Origin of the sequence: Nocardia sp. NPDC050630 (assembly GCF_044457245.1) — a bacterium.
In the GTDB taxonomy this organism is placed as follows: Bacteria; Actinomycetota; Actinomycetes; order Mycobacteriales; family Mycobacteriaceae; genus Nocardia.
In genome coordinates this window covers 194,325-209,675 of record NZ_JBITGN010000012.1, presented here as the reverse complement: position 1 = coordinate 209,675, position 15,351 = coordinate 194,325, and the positions used below count along the sequence as shown (strand labels likewise).

Here is a 15,351-nt window from a genome sequence, read left to right as displayed (position 1 = left end):
CGCTAGTACGTCAACGGGCGGTCCGCCACTGTTCACGCAAATTTCCCGGAGTCAAGCCGAACACGTCACCAGCACGGCGCGTACCGGCACCCCGATCCGGTCCAGCGCGCGTACCGATTCGTGGGCCGTGGCACCTGTCGTGAGCACATCATCGACCAGTACAACCTCGGCATTCGCCGCGATTTCCGACCCGGTTCCCGAACCGGGTCGAGCCACTATCCGACCGCGCAGATTGTGTTGCCGCTCACCGACTGTCAAGCCCACCGAATCGCGCACACCCCACCACACACGCAACATCGGTATCATCCGGCTATCGGGCAGCCACCGCGCCGCCGCCCGCGTCGCGCGCGCCACCGGATCCCCGCCGCGGCGACGTGCGGCCACCCGTCGACTCGGCGCCGGGATCAATATCAGCGGCCGCTGGTCATCGCGCAACCGCGCCAGACCGTCGGCAAGTGCCAGCCCCAACGGCTCGGCCAGATCGCGACGTCCGTGCTCCTTGGCCGCGAGCACTGCCCGCCGGGCCGGACCCGCATACCTCCCGAGCGCCCAGCACGGCACACCTGGATCGGTGCGCGGCCGTACCCGCATCGGCGGCCGCATCAGGGTCGCGGCACAGTCCGCACACCAGCCAACCCCGACCGCACCGCATCCGGCACAGGCCGTGGCCAGGATCAGATCCAACAGGGTCCGCATCGCCCGAGTCTGCGCCCTCCCACCGACAGATACGCGAATGCCGGTGTCGCGGTATCCATTTCGGTGCCACGATCAGCCGGGAAGCACCGGGACCGAGTTGTCGCCGTTGAGACCGGGCACCTCGCGCCAGAACCGGTCGGAGGTCTGCTCGCTGTACTGCAGTTGGAGCACAGCACGCGAGTCGCCGACGTACTCGGTCTCCGGCGAGGCACTGACCACCCGGACCGGCGCGGTCAGATTCTGGCTGGTCTGCGGTGCGAACTGCGATCCGTCGATGGAGACGGTCGAGAGCGGATCGACATTGCCCTCCCTGGCAATGACGATGGTGTCCGCGGCCAGCCAGCTCAACGAAACCGCACGGGTGCTGAGGCTGAGCGCGAGCGGCAGTGGCGAGGTGAGTGCGTACTTGCCATCCGGGCGTCGTTCGACCACCGCGACATAGACCTTGCCGTCGGCGATGAGCGCCGCACGCACGCCGGTGCGCGAGACCCGCAACTCGGTAATCGGAAGCCGCAGCGCCGATCCCTGTACCGAGGCCATCAGTGCCGAGATGTCCACATCCTGCACCGAGACGTTTCCGGTTGCGCGATCGTTGACCGCGCGGATGACTCGTTCGCCATCGATGACGGCCCAGGCGGCGGTGCCGTCGGCATTCCAGGACGGTCGGCTGATGGTGGAACCCGCGGCGACCGGGAAGGCGTTGCCGCCGTAGCTGCCGATCATCAGTGTGCGCGGCGGCTCCGGTGGCGGCCGTCCAGCGTCGGCGACCGCGGCGACCAATTGACCGTCCGGGGAGAGCGCGACCGACTGTAGATTGTTCACCGCGCCGAAGTAGCCGGGCGGGGTGATCATTCCGCTGTCGGTGACCTGTACCAGCGAGCCGTTGCGCAGCGCGTGCAGTCCGATCTGGTTGCGCGCGTAGACAGCTGGACTCAGCTGTTCGACATCGGCGACAGACCAGCCGTTGGCGGCGAAGCGGTCGTCGAACGGTTTGCCATCGGCGAGCAGCATGTACGGGCCGAGGATATCCGCGCCCGCGAGCGTGAGCACCACCTGTCCGGCCAGCAGCTCCTTGTCACGCGGGGACAATCCGGAAGCACCGGCGAAATCGATACGCACCCCGCCGAGCCCGACGCCGACGTCGTTGTCGTCGTTGTTCGGTTTGGTTATCGGACCGCGCAGCGTCACCGGTGGTGCGAGCTCATTGCGCACGACCGGGGCGAGCGCAGGCTGGGTGCCCTCGGCCAGCAGCCCGAGCAGACGCTGGGCGAGCTGGTTCTTGGCCACCGAGATCCAACGCAGATCCGGGACAACGGTGGTACCGGTCGGGTCGACGAAGTACAGGACGTAGCGGCGATAGGACTTGGCGAAGGCGGTCTGCTCCATCACCACGCCGTCGGGCAGCTCGTCGATGCGCCATTCCCCGTCGATCTTGGTCATTTCGATCTTGTTTTCCAGCGGCGCGTCGATGGCTCGATAGGCGCCGTCGGCGGCCAGTTCGCCGACCTTGTGCGCCCGGATCACATAGGTCGCCTTATCGCCCGAGCGCGATTCGCGCAGGGTATCTGCCTTGTCCACGATCAGGGTGCCCGCCGCATCGTCCCACTGCGACGACGCGTACGGCGTCATGTACTGGCGTGCGGCCACATGCCGGTTGGTCGGATCCGCCGTGGCCTGCAGGAAATCGCGCAACAGCAGGTCCGGATCGCGACCGCCGATGGGCGCCGGCGGGCCTTCGGAGGTGGGCTGGCGGTTGATGGTGCCGAGCGCCTGCGGTGCGGAGGATTCCGGCAGGCTCGCGCATCCGGAAAGTACCAACAGCGCGGCCACGGCGGCCGCACCCAGCGCGGACAGCCGTAGCGTTTTGCGCATCGGATACCAGCTACGCATCCTCATGACTGTACGTCCCCGCCGTCACCCGGCACGCTGTGCCCGGTCTGCTTCGGTTCGGTGGATTCGGTTGGCTCGGCCTCCGGTCCCGTGCCATTGGTCGGTACGGATTCGATCGGCCCGCCCCCGTTCACATCCGCCGAGTCGGTGTCCGTCGAATCCGGCGCGACCGCATCGGTTTCACTCGGGGCCGATTCGCCACCGTTGGTCTCGACGCGGATCATCGACAGATCCGTGACCGTCGCTTCGGTCGTCTTGTCGGTGCCCGGATCCCCGGCCGGATCCGGATCGACCCGCGGCGCCGGCAATGCCTTGCGCAGCCCCGGTTCCAGCGGCAACGGGCTAGCACCCATCTTCTTGCCGCGCACCAGCGGCAGGGTGAGTCGGAAGCTGGCGCCGATACCGATCTCGCCCCACGCCTCGAGTTTGCCCTCGTGCAGATTGGCGTCCTCGACGCTGATCGACAGACCGAGTCCGGTGCCGCCGGAGCGCCGCATCCGCGACGGATCCGAGCGCCAGAACCGGTTGAAAACCAATTTCTCCTCGCCGGGCCGCAGGCCGACACCCTGATCGCGCACAATGACCGCGACCGCATTGGCCTCGACGTCGCCACGCATCCGGATCAGTACGGGCTTGCCCTCGCTGTGGTCGATCGCATTGGCCAGCAAATTGCGCAGCACGCGCTCCACCCGGCGCGGATCGACCTCGGCGACCAGCGGGTCATCGGGCATATCGATGACCACTTCGACACCGGATTCCTTGGCCAGATGTCGCACGGTGGAGATCGCCGCCCGCGCACACATCCGCACGTCGAGCGATTCGATCTGTAGTTCGGCCACACCGGCGTCGTGGCGGCTGATCTCGAGCAGATCGTTGAGCAGACCTTCGAAGCGGTCGAGTTCGGTGACCAGCAATTCGGAGCTGCGGGCCAGGGCCGGATCGAGATCGTCGCTGCTGCCGTGGATGAGATCCGCGGCCATGCGGACGGTGGTCAGTGGGGTGCGCAGCTCGTGGCTGACATCGGAGGTGAAGCGGCGCTGCAGATTTCCGAACTCAGCCAACTCGTTGATCTGGTTGGACAGACTTTCGGCCATCTCGTTGAATGCCTGGGCCAGCCGCGCCATATCGTCCTCGCCGCGCACCAGCATGCGTTCCTTGAGCCTGCCGTCGGCGAAGCGTCCCGCGATCCGCGCGGCCGAGCGAATCGGCAGCACCACCTGTCGGGTAACCAGTGCGGTGATCGCGGCCAGTAACACCAGCAGCACGACGCCGCCGATCAACATGGTGCCGCGCATCAGCGACAGGCTGCGCTCCTCATTGGCCAGCGGGAAGATCAGGTAGATCTGTAGCGTCGGAATCTCCGCGCTCGGGCTGCCGATGATCAGAGCCCGGCCGTGGTAGCCATCCGGATCCGCGACCGTGGCGAACTGGTAGCTGACCTGATTGCGCGCGACGAAGCGACGCAGTTCCTCGGGCACCTCCTGGATCGGCCCGGTCGAGATCGGCTGCTGTGGAGTACCGCCGACAATGCTCAGCGCCGAATCGAAACTGCCTGCGACACCGGTGGATTGACCCGTACTGCCGCGATTGGACAGCGCATTGCGGGCATCGATCAGACGCTGCTGCTGGGTGCCGATATCGTGCACACCGGCCAGCTGGCTCTCCACCGTATTGCGGGCCCGATCCATCTCCTCGACCGCGCCGTTGATCTTCGCGTCGATCAGCCGATCGGTGATCTGACTGGTCAGCACCACGCCGAGGATCGTGATGACGATCAGCGACAGGGTGAGTGTGGACACGATGACGCGCAACTGCAGCGAACGCCGCCAAACATGGCCGAGGGCGCTGCCGACCTCTTTGAGCCAAGCGACCACCGGTGCGAGGGATCGTTCGAGACGCTGCACGAGACCGGGCGAGGCGGTCGAACGATCCGCATCGCCTCCGATCACGGGGGTCCGGCCTTGTAACCCACACCGCGAACGGTCAGCACGATCTCCGGATTCTCGGGATCCTTCTCGACCTTCGCGCGCAACCGCTGCACGTGCACGTTCACCAGTCGGGTGTCGGCTGCGTGCCGGTAGCCCCAGACCTGCTCGAGCAGCACTTCACGGGTGAAGACCTGACGCGGTTTGCGGGCCAGGGCGACGAGCAGATCGAACTCCAGCGGTGTCAGCGAGATCTGCGCACCGCCGCGGGTCACCTTGTGCGCGGGCACATCGATGACGATATCGGCGATGGAAAGCAGCTCGGCAGGTTCTTCCTCGGTGCGCCGCAGGCGAGCACGCACGCGGGCGACGAGTTCCTTCGGCTTGAAGGGTTTGACGATGTAATCGTCGGCACCGGACTCCAGACCGAGCACGACGTCGACCGTATCGGTCTTCGCCGTGAGCATCACGATCGGAACTCCGGAGTCGGCCCGCAGCACCCGGCATACGTCGATACCGTTCATGCCCGGCAGCATCAGGTCGAGCAGCACCAGATCGGGACGAATCTCCCGAACCGCCGCCAGCGCCTGCGTGCCGTCGCCGACCACATGCGGGTCGAACCCTTCCCCGCGCAAGACGATCGTCAGCATCTCAGCGAGTGCCATATCGTCGTCGACGACCAGAATCTTCGGCTTCATAAGTACTATGTTGTCATCTCTCGCGCTCGGAACGGGCCGCCACGCCAACACTGGTGCAATCCCGCCGCACATCCAACCTTATCCGGCAACAATTTCGACCAAACGCGTAGCGAGCGTCGTCGGATCGTCACCGGATCGGTATCTCGACCACGGCCCGTACCAGTCCCGTTCGGCCAGCTCACGGTACACCTCGCCGGTGCGCCGCTGGAGTCCGCCGTCGCGCTCGTAGGCATCGAGGGCACGACTGTCGTCGAGTTCGCCACGCAGGCGGGCACGCTCGGCCGCGACCTCGGTCGGCACGTCCAGCAACAGCTGCAGGTTCGGCACCGGCAACTCGAACCGACCGAACTCCAATTCGCCCACCCAGCGCACGATTTCGCCGTCGGCCGACTGATGCAGGCGCGCAGCCGAATACGCGGCATTGGAGGCCACATAGCGGTCCAGGATCACGATGTCGTTGTCGGCCAGCGACTTCGACAGGTCATCGCGGGCCGCGGCCCGATCGAGCGCGAACATCAGCGCCATGCCGTGTACCGAATCGGCCAGATCGCCATGGGCGCCGCGCAATGCCTCGGCCGCGAGATCCGCGTGGATGGACTGGCCATAGCGCGGAAACGCAAGTGTTTGCGCGCGCAGACCTCGTCCGCGCAGATTCGCGACAACGCTGTCGATCAGCGTCCGCTTCCCTGCGCCGTCGAGACCCTCGACCGCAATCAACACGACTGCTCCGCCTCCCCGCGCCTTGCCGGTCGTCGGTGCCTCGACAGTCACGTCGCGGGCCAGCGGTCCGGATCCGAGTGAGTTCTTGGTGTACCCATGTACTGACCGAAATCAGTTGTTACCTGGGCCCGTCGGCCCACTTCGGGCCGACGGGTGATCCTACTAGTAGCGGTAGTGGTCGGGCTTGTACGGGCCCTCGACGTCGACGCCGATGTACTCGGCCTGGTCCTTGGTGAGCTTGGTCAGCGTGCCGCCGAGCGCCTCGACATGGATGCGCGCGACCTTCTCGTCCAGATGCTTGGGCAGGCGGTAGACCTCGTTGTCGTACTCCTCGGGCTTGGTCCACAGTTCGATCTGTGCGATCACCTGGTTGGAGAAGCTGTTCGACATCACGAACGACGGATGTCCGGTCGCATTGCCGAGATTCAGCAGTCGGCCCTCCGACAGCACGATGATGGACTTGCCGGACTCCTTGAACGTCCACAGGTCGACCTGCGGCTTGATATTCAATTTCGTTGCGCCGGAACGCTCCAGCGCCGCCATATCGATCTCGTTGTCGAAATGACCGATATTGCCGAGGATGGCCTGATCCTTCATCGCCTTCATATGGTCGAGGGTGATGATGTCCTTGTTGCCGGTCGAGGTGATGACGATATCGGCCTGACCGATCGCCTGCTCCACGGTGACGACGTCGTAGCCGTCCATCAGCGCCTGCAGTGCATTGATCGGATCGATCTCGGTGACCTGGACCCGGGCGCCCTGTCCCGCAAGCGATTCCGCGCAGCCCTTGCCGACGTCACCGTAACCGCAGATCAATACCTTCTTGCCACCGATCAAAACGTCGGTGCCCCGGTTGATTCCGTCGATGAGCGAGTGACGGGTGCCGTACTTGTTGTCGAACTTGGACTTGGTGACCGAGTCGTTGACATTGATCGCCGGGAACACCAGCTCCCCCGCCGCCGCGAACTGGTAGAGCCGCAGCACGCCGGTGGTGGTCTCCTCCGTGACGCCCTGCACCGACGCGGCGATCTTGCCCCACTTGGTCTTATCGGTTTCGAAGCGCTCGCGCAGCAGGTTCAGGAAGACCTTGTATTCGGTCGAGTGGTCCTCGTCCTCCGGCGGCACCAGGCCGGCCTTCTCGAACTGCGCGCCGCGCAGCACGAGCATGGTGGCATCACCGCCGTCGTCGAGGATCATATTGGCCGGCTCGCCCGGCCAGGTCAGCATCTGTTCGGCGGCCCACCAGTACTCCTCCAGGGTCTCGCCCTTCCAGGCGAAGACCGGGGTGCCCTTGGGCTCGTCCACGGTGCCGTGCGGTCCGACGACGACCGCGGCCGCGGCATGGTCCTGGGTGGAGAAGATGTTGCAGGAGGCCCAGCGGACCTCGGCGCCCAGCGCGGTCAGCGTCTCGATCAGCACCGCGGTCTGGATGGTCATGTGCAGCGAACCGGAGATGCGCGCACCCTTGAGCGGCAGCACCTCCGCGTATTCGCGGCGCAGCGCCATCAGGCCGGGCATCTCGTGCTCGGCGAGGCGGATCTCCTTGCGGCCGAATTCGGCCAGCGACAGGTCCGCCACCTTGTAATCGATGCCGTTGCGGACATCGGCGGTCAGGGACGTGCGTGCGGGAAGTTCTGAGGTCGTCATCTGCCTCTATCAGCCTCTCCTGATTCGTCAGTATCGGGTCAAGGCTAACCGCTGAGCGCACCCGACGGACTACGCGGTCACGCCATGGGACATCAGGATCCGACGGCGCTTACGCGGCTGGATATTCGCGAGGGTGATGTCGCCGCCGTAATGGGCCAGTACGCGGTGATCCATGATGTGTCGCCACAGCGGCGGAATGGCCGCGAACACGATCATGGACAGGTATCCGGCGGGCAGTTGCGGCGCCTGCATCGAACTGCGCAGGGTCTGGTACCGACGGCCCGGATTCGCGTGATGATCGCTGTGGCGCTGTAGATGGAACAGGAAGATGTTGGTGACCAGATGGTCGCTGTTCCAGCTATCGCGTGGCGAGCAGCGCACATACATGCCATTGGGTCGGCGGGCCCGCAGCAGCCCGTAATGCTCGATGTAGTTCACCGTCTCCAGCAGCATGACGCCGATCACCGCCTGCAGCGCCAGATACGGCAGCACGCGCCAGCCGAAGATCGCGATGAGCGTGCCGAACAGCACCACGCTCATTGCCCACGCCTGCAGAATGTGGTTGTCCAAGGTGAACCAGCCTTTACCCTTGCGGGTAAGGCGCTCGCGTTCGAGCCGGATGGCGGAGCGGTACCCGCCGGAAATGCTGCGCGGCAAGAACTCCCAGAGTGATTCGCCCATCCTGGCGCTGGCCGGATCCTCTGGTGTCGCCACGCGCGCGTGATGACCGCGATTGTGCTCGACGAAGAAGTGTCCGTATCCGGATTGCGCCAGCGAAATCTTGGCCAACCAGCGCTCCAGATGTTCGACCCGATGCCCGAGTTCATGCGCGGCGTTGATGCCGATACCGCTGACGAACCCGAGAGTCATTGCCAGCCCGAGCTTATCGACCACGGCCAACTCGTCGCCCGCCCACATGACGGCGGCGATGACCAGGCCGATCAACTGAACCGGCAGGAAAAGATAGGTACACCAGCGGTAGTACCGATCATTGGACAGCAACTCGTAATCCTCGTCGCGAGGATTGGTGCCGTCCACACCGACCACCCAGTCCAGCACCGGGATAACGATCAACACGATGATCGGCCCGATCCACCAGAAGACCGGCGTGCCGGTATGCAGGACCAGCTGCGACGGCAACAGCGCGATCGCAGGCGCGATGAGCCCGAGAACCCACAGATGGCGTTTGGGGTCGGGCGACCCCGCCGGTTTGCCAACCGTTTGCACGTTTGCCCCGCTAAATAAGTTCCATGAACTCCGACGCATGAGAATACATACAGACCTTACGTCCGTTACACAGCAGCACGGCGTCGAAAGTTGTCAACCGTTACATGCGTGCCAGTCGGTTCTCTAGCACCTTCACGTGTGGCCATGATCCGGGCATACTCACCGCAAACAGTCAATTTCCCAGTGGTGGAATCACTGCCGCTCGCGGGCTGCCAGGATCGCCTCGACATACGGGCTGAAAACGGCACTCAATTCGGCGGGCGCATTGCGACCTTCCGCGGGCGGCGTCGGGATGTAACTCAGCGCGATCCGCACCAGAGCTTGTGCCAGCACATCGGATTCGGCAACCGTCGCCTGTACCCAGCTGTGCTGGAACGCGATGGACAGCCGTGCGGTCGCATGTTCGACCAACGGCTCGGCCTCGAGGGTGATGAGCCGCAACAGATCCAGTTTCACTTCACCGGCGATCAGCGATTGGACCAGCGGGTCGGCGGCGGCCGCTTGGAAGAAGTCGCGCAGTCCCTCTTCGAATGCGGCACGCGCGTCGCCGATATTGCCATCGATCGCGGAGCCGACATGATCCACCAGATCGTCGGCCAGGCGTAACGCATAGGACTGCGCGAGCCCGGCGCGCGAACCGAATTCGTTGTAGAGGGTCTGTCTGCTGACACCGGCGCGGGTGGCCACATCACCGAGGGTGATCTTGGACCAATCCCGCTCCGTCAGCAGCTCGCGCATCGAATCCAGGACGGAGGTGCGCAGAAGTTCCCGCGCCGCCTCCTGATAGGAAACTCTGGGTCCGTTGCGCGGCATACCCGCGAGGTTGTCACGGGTGGTTGCCGCAGTCAAAATTCACGACCGTTCGATCTCGACCATATAGAAGTCGGCCTTGGCGGCGCCGCAGTCCGGGCAGGTCCAGTCGTCCGGGATGTCATCCCAGCGGGTGCCGGGCTCGATTCCGTCTTCCGGCCAACCCTTTGCCTCGTCGTATTCGAAGCCGCACTGGATGCATTGGAACAGCTTGTATTCACTCATTTGGGAACCCCCATCGGTTCGAAGTCGATCTTCTCGCGCACGCCGCAGTCCGGACAGCACCAGTCGTCGGGGATCTTTTCCCACGTCGTGCCCGCCGGAAACCCTTCGTGCGGTGCGCCTTTCAGCTCGTCGTAGACGTAATCGCAAACCGGACAACGAAATCTGCTCATGATCACGCCTCCGACCCGGCCGTACCGTAGCGCGCGATCACCTTGTCCCGCTTGGCCGGATGGATATTCGCGCGGGTGATATCGCCGCCGTAGTGCGCGAGCACCCGCTTGTCCATTACGCGCCGCCACAGCGGAGGGAAGTAGGCGAGCAGGATCATGCTGGCATAGCCGCTCGGCAGGTTCGGCGCACCGTCCCAACTGCGCAACGTCTGGTAACGCCGGGTCGGGTAGGCGTGGTGATCACTGTGTCGCTGCAGGTGGTACAGGAAGATATTGGTGACGATGTGGTCGCTGTTCCAGCTGTGCACCGGGGCAGGCCGCTCGTATCGGCCGGATGCGGTGCGCTGGCGAACCAGACCGTAGTGCTCGAGGTAGTTGACCGCCTCCAGCAGACTGAATCCGACGATGGCCTGCAGGATCAGATACGGCAGCAGCCCGATTCCGAATACCGCGACCAGGACCGCGAACAGCGCCAGCGACATCAGCCAGGCACTGAGCACCTCATTGCGTAGGCTCCACGACTTCTTGCCGAGCCGATCCAGCCGGGTCTTCTCCAGCCGCCACGACGAGATGAAGCTGCCCCATACCGTGCGCGGCCAGAACGCCCAGAACGATTCGCCCACTCGGGAACTCGCGGGATCCTCGGGCGTCGCGACGCGCACATGGTGGCCGCGGTTGTGCTCGATGTAGAAGTGGCCGTAGCAGGACTGGGCCAGGGCGATACGCGAGAGCCAGCGCTCCAGATCGACCTTCTTGTGGCCGAGTTCGTGCGCGGTATTGATGCCGATGCCGCCGATCATGCCGATGGTGATGGCCAGGCCGATCTTATCGATGATGTGCAGCCCGCCGTCGATGCCGAGCCAGCTCAGGTTGTCCGCCGTGATCAAGTAGCACCCCATGACCAGCGTGGCGTACTGGAACGGCAGGTAGAGATAGGTGAGATAGCGGTAGTACCGGTCGTTCTCCAGGTACTCCATCACCTCGTCCGGCGGATTGTCGCCGTCCGGGCCGAAGAAGATATCGGCCAGCGGAATCACCACGTAGACCAGCACCGGGCCCAGCCAGAACGGGACCTGAGCCAGCCGGTGCCAGCCGAATTCGTTGAATGCCCAGACCAGTGGAAGGCCGATGGTGAAAAGCCCGGTCGGCGCGAACAACCCCCACAGCCACAGGTATCGCTTGCGGTCGCGCCAATCGGTCGCCGCCGCCTGGCGGCCTGGTGCATGGGTTTCCGTGGACATCATTGTCTCCTCATCCAAGCGGCACATCACATGTGATGCGCAGTACCACTTACTTGGACATTAGAGATCAACTTGTCTTCTGTCTAGACAAATTTATGATTTTGTAAACTCTGGCCAAAACGGCAAATCGGACGCGGCGTGCCTGATACGACGATCGCCGCGTCATCCCATCGAGTACGGGATGACGCGGCGATCGAGCTGTGGAGATTCAGCGAAGCAAGACGTCGGCGTTGGCGGGCAGTGCGTCGATCGGCCACCAGCGCAAGTCGGTGGATTCGTGGCTGCGGACCGGAACCGCACCGGGCGGCGCGACGATGCGGAACAGCAGGTCCAGGTGCCGGGTCGGGATGCCAAGGGAACAGGTGATCGGATGGGCCTGCGCGCCATAGAGGTCGGTATCCAAGCGCAGGCCCGTCATCCCGGACTCCTCGGTCGCCTCGCGCAGTGCCGCATCGGCCACCGTCTCGTCACCCTCCTCGCAGTGCCCGCCGAGCTGGATCCAACGGCCGACCCGCGGATGAAGCGTCAGCAGCACTTCACGCTCGTCATGCGAGAAGACGACGGCCGAGGCCGTGATATGACCGGGTGCGTGCTCGCGCAGACACCCGCGCGGTGCGGATCCGAGGAAGGCGAGCATCGCCTCGCGTAGCGAGGCATCGATACCCGTCGGCTTCCACGCCTCGAGCAACCGCGTTGCCGAGAGGTGCAGCGAACTGACGCTCACGACTGCACCCCGCCAGTGCTCGGCTCCGTCGCACGCGCGGACGCACTGTGTTCACGGTTCCCTCGCCGACCCTCACTCACGACTGCACCCCGCCAGCGCTCGGGTCCGTCGTACCCGGCGACGCACCGTGTTCACGGTTCACTCGCTCGCGCACGCTCACAGCTCGACCAGGCCGGGGCCGGGCCCGAAGACGGGGCGGGGGGTGAGTTCTTCCAGGGGGTGACCGATCGCGATGGCGCCCAAGGGGTTCCAGTCATCGGCGAGGCCGAGAACTTCGCGGGTGATGTCCGGGGCGAAGATGGTCGACCCGATCCAGCAGCTGCCGATGCCCTCGGTGGCCAACGCGACGAGCAGGCCCTGTACCGCCGCACCCACCGCGACGGTGAACATGGTGCGTTCATTGCCGCGCCGCCGCTCATCCGGATAGTCGTGTGCGCCGTCGGGCACGCAGAACGGGATGATCACCTCGGGTGCGTCGTGCAGGATGCGGCCGCGGGCGATTCGGCGTTGCACCCGCTCCGGATCGAGACCATCCGCGGTGAGATCGGCTCGCCACTTCTCGGCCATGGCCTCCAACAGTCGCGCGCGCAGGCCGGGCTTACGAACCCAGACGAACCGCACCGGGCGGGTGTGATGCGGCGCGGGCGCGGTCAGCGCCTTCGCGACCGCGGTGCGGATCCGTTCGGGATCGACTGGGGTTTCGGCGAATTGACGAATCGAGCGGCGCAGCAGCAGCGCCTCTGAACGCCCCTGTTCGATCGCCTCGGCGGTACCGAGCCAGAAAAGATCATCCGTGCCGCCCCTCAGCAGATCCGCGGCGCAGGACCCGTCGTCGATGACCGGTAGCCCGCGTACCACCGCGACCGGCACGCCGCCGAGCTTGCCCTTCACCAGATCCGCGGCCGCGGCCAATTCATCGGCCACCGCCACCTGGGTGACATGCAGTTCATTGCCCTGTCCGTCGACCGCGCCCGCGTAGTCGTGCAATACCCGCAATCCGGCAGCGCCGATGGCGGTATCGGTCTGACCGTTGCGCCAAGCACGACCCATGGTGTCGGTGATGAGCACCGCGACATCCACCCCGAGCCGCTCGGACACCGCGGTGCGCAACGCCTTCGCACTCCCGTCCGGATCCGATGGCAGCAATACGAGCTCACCCTGCTCGACATTGGAGCCGTCCACCCCGGAGGCGGCCTGCACGATCCCGAGCTTGTTCTCGGTGATCAGCGTGCGGCCCCTGCGCGCGAGCACGCGCACCGCCTCCTGCTCCACCAACGCGCGGCGCGCGGTATCGCGTTCCTCCGGATCCAGCGGCGCCTCGACGATGCGGCCCTCGACTTTGGCCACGATCTTGCTCGTGACGACGAGAATGTCGCCGTCGACCAACCAGGGTGCGGCGGCGGCGATGCGTTCGGCGAGATCGTCGCCGGGCCGAAACTCCGGCAGACCGGTGATCGGCAGAATCCGCAATTCGCCTGCCGCGTGATCGGCGGGTCCGGTCAATGGCCCTTGCATAGTCATGGCTTCACCCCAACCAAGTCGAGCGCCTCCCGCACCATCTCGGCGGTGGTCGGCGGATCGGTCATCAATAGCGGCACGCTGCGCACTTCGACACCGGGCACATCCGCGGTATCGGTGCTGTGGATCAGCCATCCGTCCAGAATGCCGGTGGCCGAGCGCGCGCCGTAGTGCCGTCCGATCGCCTCGGCGCTGGTTTCCACGCCGATCACCGAAAGGCATTCATCGGCCATACCGCGCAATGGCTTCCCGTCGATCACGCCGGAGATGCCGATCACCTTGGCCTCGGTGGTGCGCAGCGCCCCGCGAATGCCGGGCACGGCGAGGATGGCGCCGATGCTCACCACGGGGTTGGAGGGGGCCAATAGCACCGCGTCCGCCTCGGCTATGATCTGCGTCACATTTGGTGCCGGTTTGGCTTCATCGGCCCCAATTGTGGCGAATCCGTGCGTCTGGATGTCCGCGCGGTAGCGAACCCACCACTCTTGGAAATGGATCGCGCGGCGTTCGCCAGGGTTGTCGGGGTCACTGACAACGACATGTGTTTCGCAGCGATCGTCGGTAGCCGGGATGAGTTTTACGCCCGGCTGCCACCGTTTGCACAACGCCTCGGTGACCGCGGAGAGCGGGTACCCGGCACGCAGCATTTCGGTTCGAACCAAGTGCGTGGCAATATCGCGATCCCCCAAACCGAACCAATCGGGTTGGGCATGGTATTTGGCGAGTTCTTCCTTGGCGTGCCAGGTTTCTGCGACCCGACCCCAACCGCGTTCGGTGTCGATTCCACCGCCGAGGGTGTACATGCAGGTATCGAGGTCGGGGCAGATCCGGAGGCCGTGCATCCAGACGTCGTCACCGACATTGACGATGGCGGAAACGTCCGCATCGGGCAGGAGTTCCCGGACGCCTTGAAGCAAGCGCGCGCCACCGACCCCGCCCACCAGGACGGCGATCTTGGGCCCACTTGCGGGTGCGGTGTCCGCTTGTTGTGGAGTCACATCGACACAGCCTATGCGCTGCCGGAGCGGCCGCGGTTCACCGCGTATTTGCTGCTCATTTGCTATTCCATGTTCAAGATCAGCTACGGAAAGCGGTAGCGGATAGTAACGGAATTGCGACGGCGGCTTGACCATCGACACGTCCGGCGTGTCTAATCACAGTCATGTCATTTCGGGTTCGCGCGAGAGTTCAAGGCGCGGACAGCTTTTCGAACAAGTGTTCGCACCGGGGTGGCAAGCTCGGGGATGTCCGCGGGACAACGTCGCGGGGTACGGCCGTCGGTGTGCGTGTTGGTCCGACGGAAAGAATCATTCTGCGCTAACACACAGTGAGGAGGCGGAGCGATGGCCAATGAGCTGGTCCCTTCGGGCATGACCCCTTCGGGCATGCCGGGCGGCGTATCGCAAACCGATTCCACAGCAGGCGCAGCACGTGGCGTCTGCGCAGAGATCGGTCGGATCGAACCGGACCGGATCGGGCCTGAGATGACCGACGGAGTGTCAGCCCCCCGGCTCAGCTTGGTCGTGACGGGCTTCGACGAGATGTTCGAATCGATCGAGGAGCAGTGGCAGGAACGTGCCCTGTGCGCACAGACCGATCCGGAGGCGTTCTTCCCCGAGAAGGGCGGCTCGACCCGTGAGGCCAAACGGATCTGCATGGGCTGCGAGGTACGTGACGAGTGCCTGGAGTACGCACTCGCACACGATGAACGCTTCGGTATCTGGGGCGGCCTCTCCGAACGAGAGCGGCGCCGCCTGAAGCGCGGCATCGGCTAGAGACTTGGGGCATGCCCCGGAGTTACCGCGGGTAACTCCGGGGGCACGCCCAGAAGTCGAACCGCACCCGACCCTCGGCCGCCGA

The 15,351-nt window shown here is 65.0% G+C and carries 15 protein-coding genes; 1 reads left to right on the top strand and 14 read right to left on the bottom strand.

Annotated features, from left to right (window positions below):
* Window positions 1–51: 51 nt before the first annotated feature.
* The 14 genes from ACIBG0_RS27745 to cofD all read right to left on the bottom strand — a co-directional run bounded on the left by ACIBG0_RS27745 (window position 52) and on the right by cofD (window position 14,489).
* Window positions 52–696 (bottom strand): ComF family protein, encoded by a 645-nt coding sequence (locus tag ACIBG0_RS27745; protein ID WP_397036164.1) that lies wholly within the window; start codon window positions 694–696, stop codon window positions 52–54.
* Between the two features lie 72 nt (window positions 697–768).
* Entirely contained in the window at window positions 769–2,586 is a 1,818-nt protein-coding gene (gene lpqB / locus ACIBG0_RS27740) for an MtrAB system accessory lipoprotein LpqB (protein WP_397036162.1), read from the bottom strand.
* A gap of 2 nt (window positions 2,587–2,588) precedes the next feature.
* On the bottom strand, window positions 2,589–4,460 hold the full coding sequence (mtrB, locus tag ACIBG0_RS27735; RefSeq protein WP_397036266.1) for an MtrAB system histidine kinase MtrB: 1,872 nt from the start codon (window positions 4,458–4,460) through the stop codon (window positions 2,589–2,591).
* 71 nt (window positions 4,461–4,531) lie between these two features.
* On the bottom strand, window positions 4,532–5,209 hold the full coding sequence (gene mtrA / locus ACIBG0_RS27730) for an MtrAB system response regulator MtrA (RefSeq protein WP_062984230.1): 678 nt from the start codon (window positions 5,207–5,209) through the stop codon (window positions 4,532–4,534).
* Between the two features lie 78 nt (window positions 5,210–5,287).
* Window positions 5,288–5,929, bottom strand: a complete 642-nt coding sequence (locus ACIBG0_RS27725; protein ID WP_397036160.1) for a dTMP kinase — start codon at window positions 5,927–5,929, stop codon at window positions 5,288–5,290.
* Between the two features lie 162 nt (window positions 5,930–6,091).
* A complete protein-coding gene (gene ahcY, locus ACIBG0_RS27720) occupies window positions 6,092–7,576 on the bottom strand; it encodes an adenosylhomocysteinase (RefSeq protein ID WP_397036158.1) in 1,485 nt (494 codons plus the stop codon).
* Window positions 7,577–7,645: 69 nt separating this feature from the next.
* Entirely contained in the window at window positions 7,646–8,803 is a 1,158-nt protein-coding gene (locus tag ACIBG0_RS27715; protein WP_397036156.1) for an alkane 1-monooxygenase, read from the bottom strand.
* Window positions 8,804–8,995: 192 nt separating this feature from the next.
* Window positions 8,996–9,616: a TetR/AcrR family transcriptional regulator gene (locus tag ACIBG0_RS27710; protein ID WP_397036264.1), complete on the bottom strand. Its 621-nt coding sequence runs from the start codon at window positions 9,614–9,616 to the stop codon at window positions 8,996–8,998.
* A gap of 39 nt (window positions 9,617–9,655) precedes the next feature.
* Complete coding sequence (locus ACIBG0_RS27705; RefSeq protein ID WP_062984220.1) at window positions 9,656–9,838, bottom strand: rubredoxin; 183 nt, start codon at window positions 9,836–9,838, stop codon at window positions 9,656–9,658.
* A complete protein-coding gene (locus ACIBG0_RS27700; protein WP_397036154.1) occupies window positions 9,835–10,008 on the bottom strand; it encodes a rubredoxin in 174 nt (57 codons plus the stop codon). The genes ACIBG0_RS27705 and ACIBG0_RS27700 overlap by 4 nt, the downstream gene beginning before the upstream one ends.
* A 2-nt stretch (window positions 10,009–10,010) precedes the next feature.
* Window positions 10,011–11,249, bottom strand: a complete 1,239-nt coding sequence (locus ACIBG0_RS27695; protein ID WP_397036152.1) for an alkane 1-monooxygenase — start codon at window positions 11,247–11,249, stop codon at window positions 10,011–10,013.
* Between the two features lie 208 nt (window positions 11,250–11,457).
* On the bottom strand, window positions 11,458–11,973 hold the full coding sequence (locus ACIBG0_RS27690; protein WP_397036150.1) for an NUDIX hydrolase: 516 nt from the start codon (window positions 11,971–11,973) through the stop codon (window positions 11,458–11,460).
* Between the two features lie 156 nt (window positions 11,974–12,129).
* Window positions 12,130–13,494 carry a coenzyme F420-0:L-glutamate ligase gene (locus ACIBG0_RS27685; RefSeq protein WP_397036148.1) on the bottom strand — a complete coding sequence of 455 codons (1,365 nt, stop codon included), beginning with the start codon at window positions 13,492–13,494 and terminating at the stop codon, window positions 12,130–12,132.
* Window positions 13,491–14,489, bottom strand: coding sequence for a 2-phospho-L-lactate transferase (gene cofD / locus ACIBG0_RS27680; RefSeq protein ID WP_397036146.1), 999 nt, complete (start codon window positions 14,487–14,489; stop codon window positions 13,491–13,493). Before cofD ends, ACIBG0_RS27685 begins: the two co-directional genes overlap by 4 nt.
* Before the next feature lie 543 nt (window positions 14,490–15,032).
* On the opposite strand from cofD, the gene ACIBG0_RS27675 reads away from it, so the two are divergent.
* Window positions 15,033–15,266, top strand: a complete 234-nt coding sequence (locus tag ACIBG0_RS27675; protein WP_029901515.1) for a WhiB family transcriptional regulator — start codon at window positions 15,033–15,035, stop codon at window positions 15,264–15,266.
* Window positions 15,267–15,351: the final 85 nt, after the last annotated feature.

What these genes read in the sequence shown, in the direction of transcription:
- ACIBG0_RS27745 (WP_397036164.1), bottom strand. Translation starts at nt 696, where the DNA reads ATGCGGACCCTGTTGGATCTGATCCTGGCCACGGCCTGTGCCGGATGC.
- lpqB (WP_397036162.1), bottom strand. Translation starts at nt 2,586, where the DNA reads ATGCGTAGCTGGTATCCGATGCGCAAAACGCTACGGCTGTCCGCGCTG.
- mtrA (WP_062984230.1), bottom strand. Translation starts at nt 5,209, where the DNA reads ATGAAGCCGAAGATTCTGGTCGTCGACGACGATATGGCACTCGCTGAG.
- ahcY (WP_397036158.1), bottom strand. Translation starts at nt 7,576, where the DNA reads ATGACGACCTCAGAACTTCCCGCACGCACGTCCCTGACCGCCGATGTC.
- ACIBG0_RS27710 (WP_397036264.1), bottom strand. Translation starts at nt 9,616, where the DNA reads ATGCCGCGCAACGGACCCAGAGTTTCCTATCAGGAGGCGGCGCGGGAA.
- ACIBG0_RS27705 (WP_062984220.1), bottom strand. Translation starts at nt 9,838, where the DNA reads ATGAGTGAATACAAGCTGTTCCAATGCATCCAGTGCGGCTTCGAATAC.
- ACIBG0_RS27700 (WP_397036154.1), bottom strand. Translation starts at nt 10,008, where the DNA reads ATGAGCAGATTTCGTTGTCCGGTTTGCGATTACGTCTACGACGAGCTG.
- ACIBG0_RS27695 (WP_397036152.1), bottom strand. Translation starts at nt 11,249, where the DNA reads ATGTCCACGGAAACCCATGCACCAGGCCGCCAGGCGGCGGCGACCGAT.
- ACIBG0_RS27685 (WP_397036148.1), bottom strand. Translation starts at nt 13,494, where the DNA reads ATGACTATGCAAGGGCCATTGACCGGACCCGCCGATCACGCGGCAGGC.
- ACIBG0_RS27675 (WP_029901515.1), top strand. Translation starts at nt 15,033, where the DNA reads ATGTTCGAATCGATCGAGGAGCAGTGGCAGGAACGTGCCCTGTGCGCA.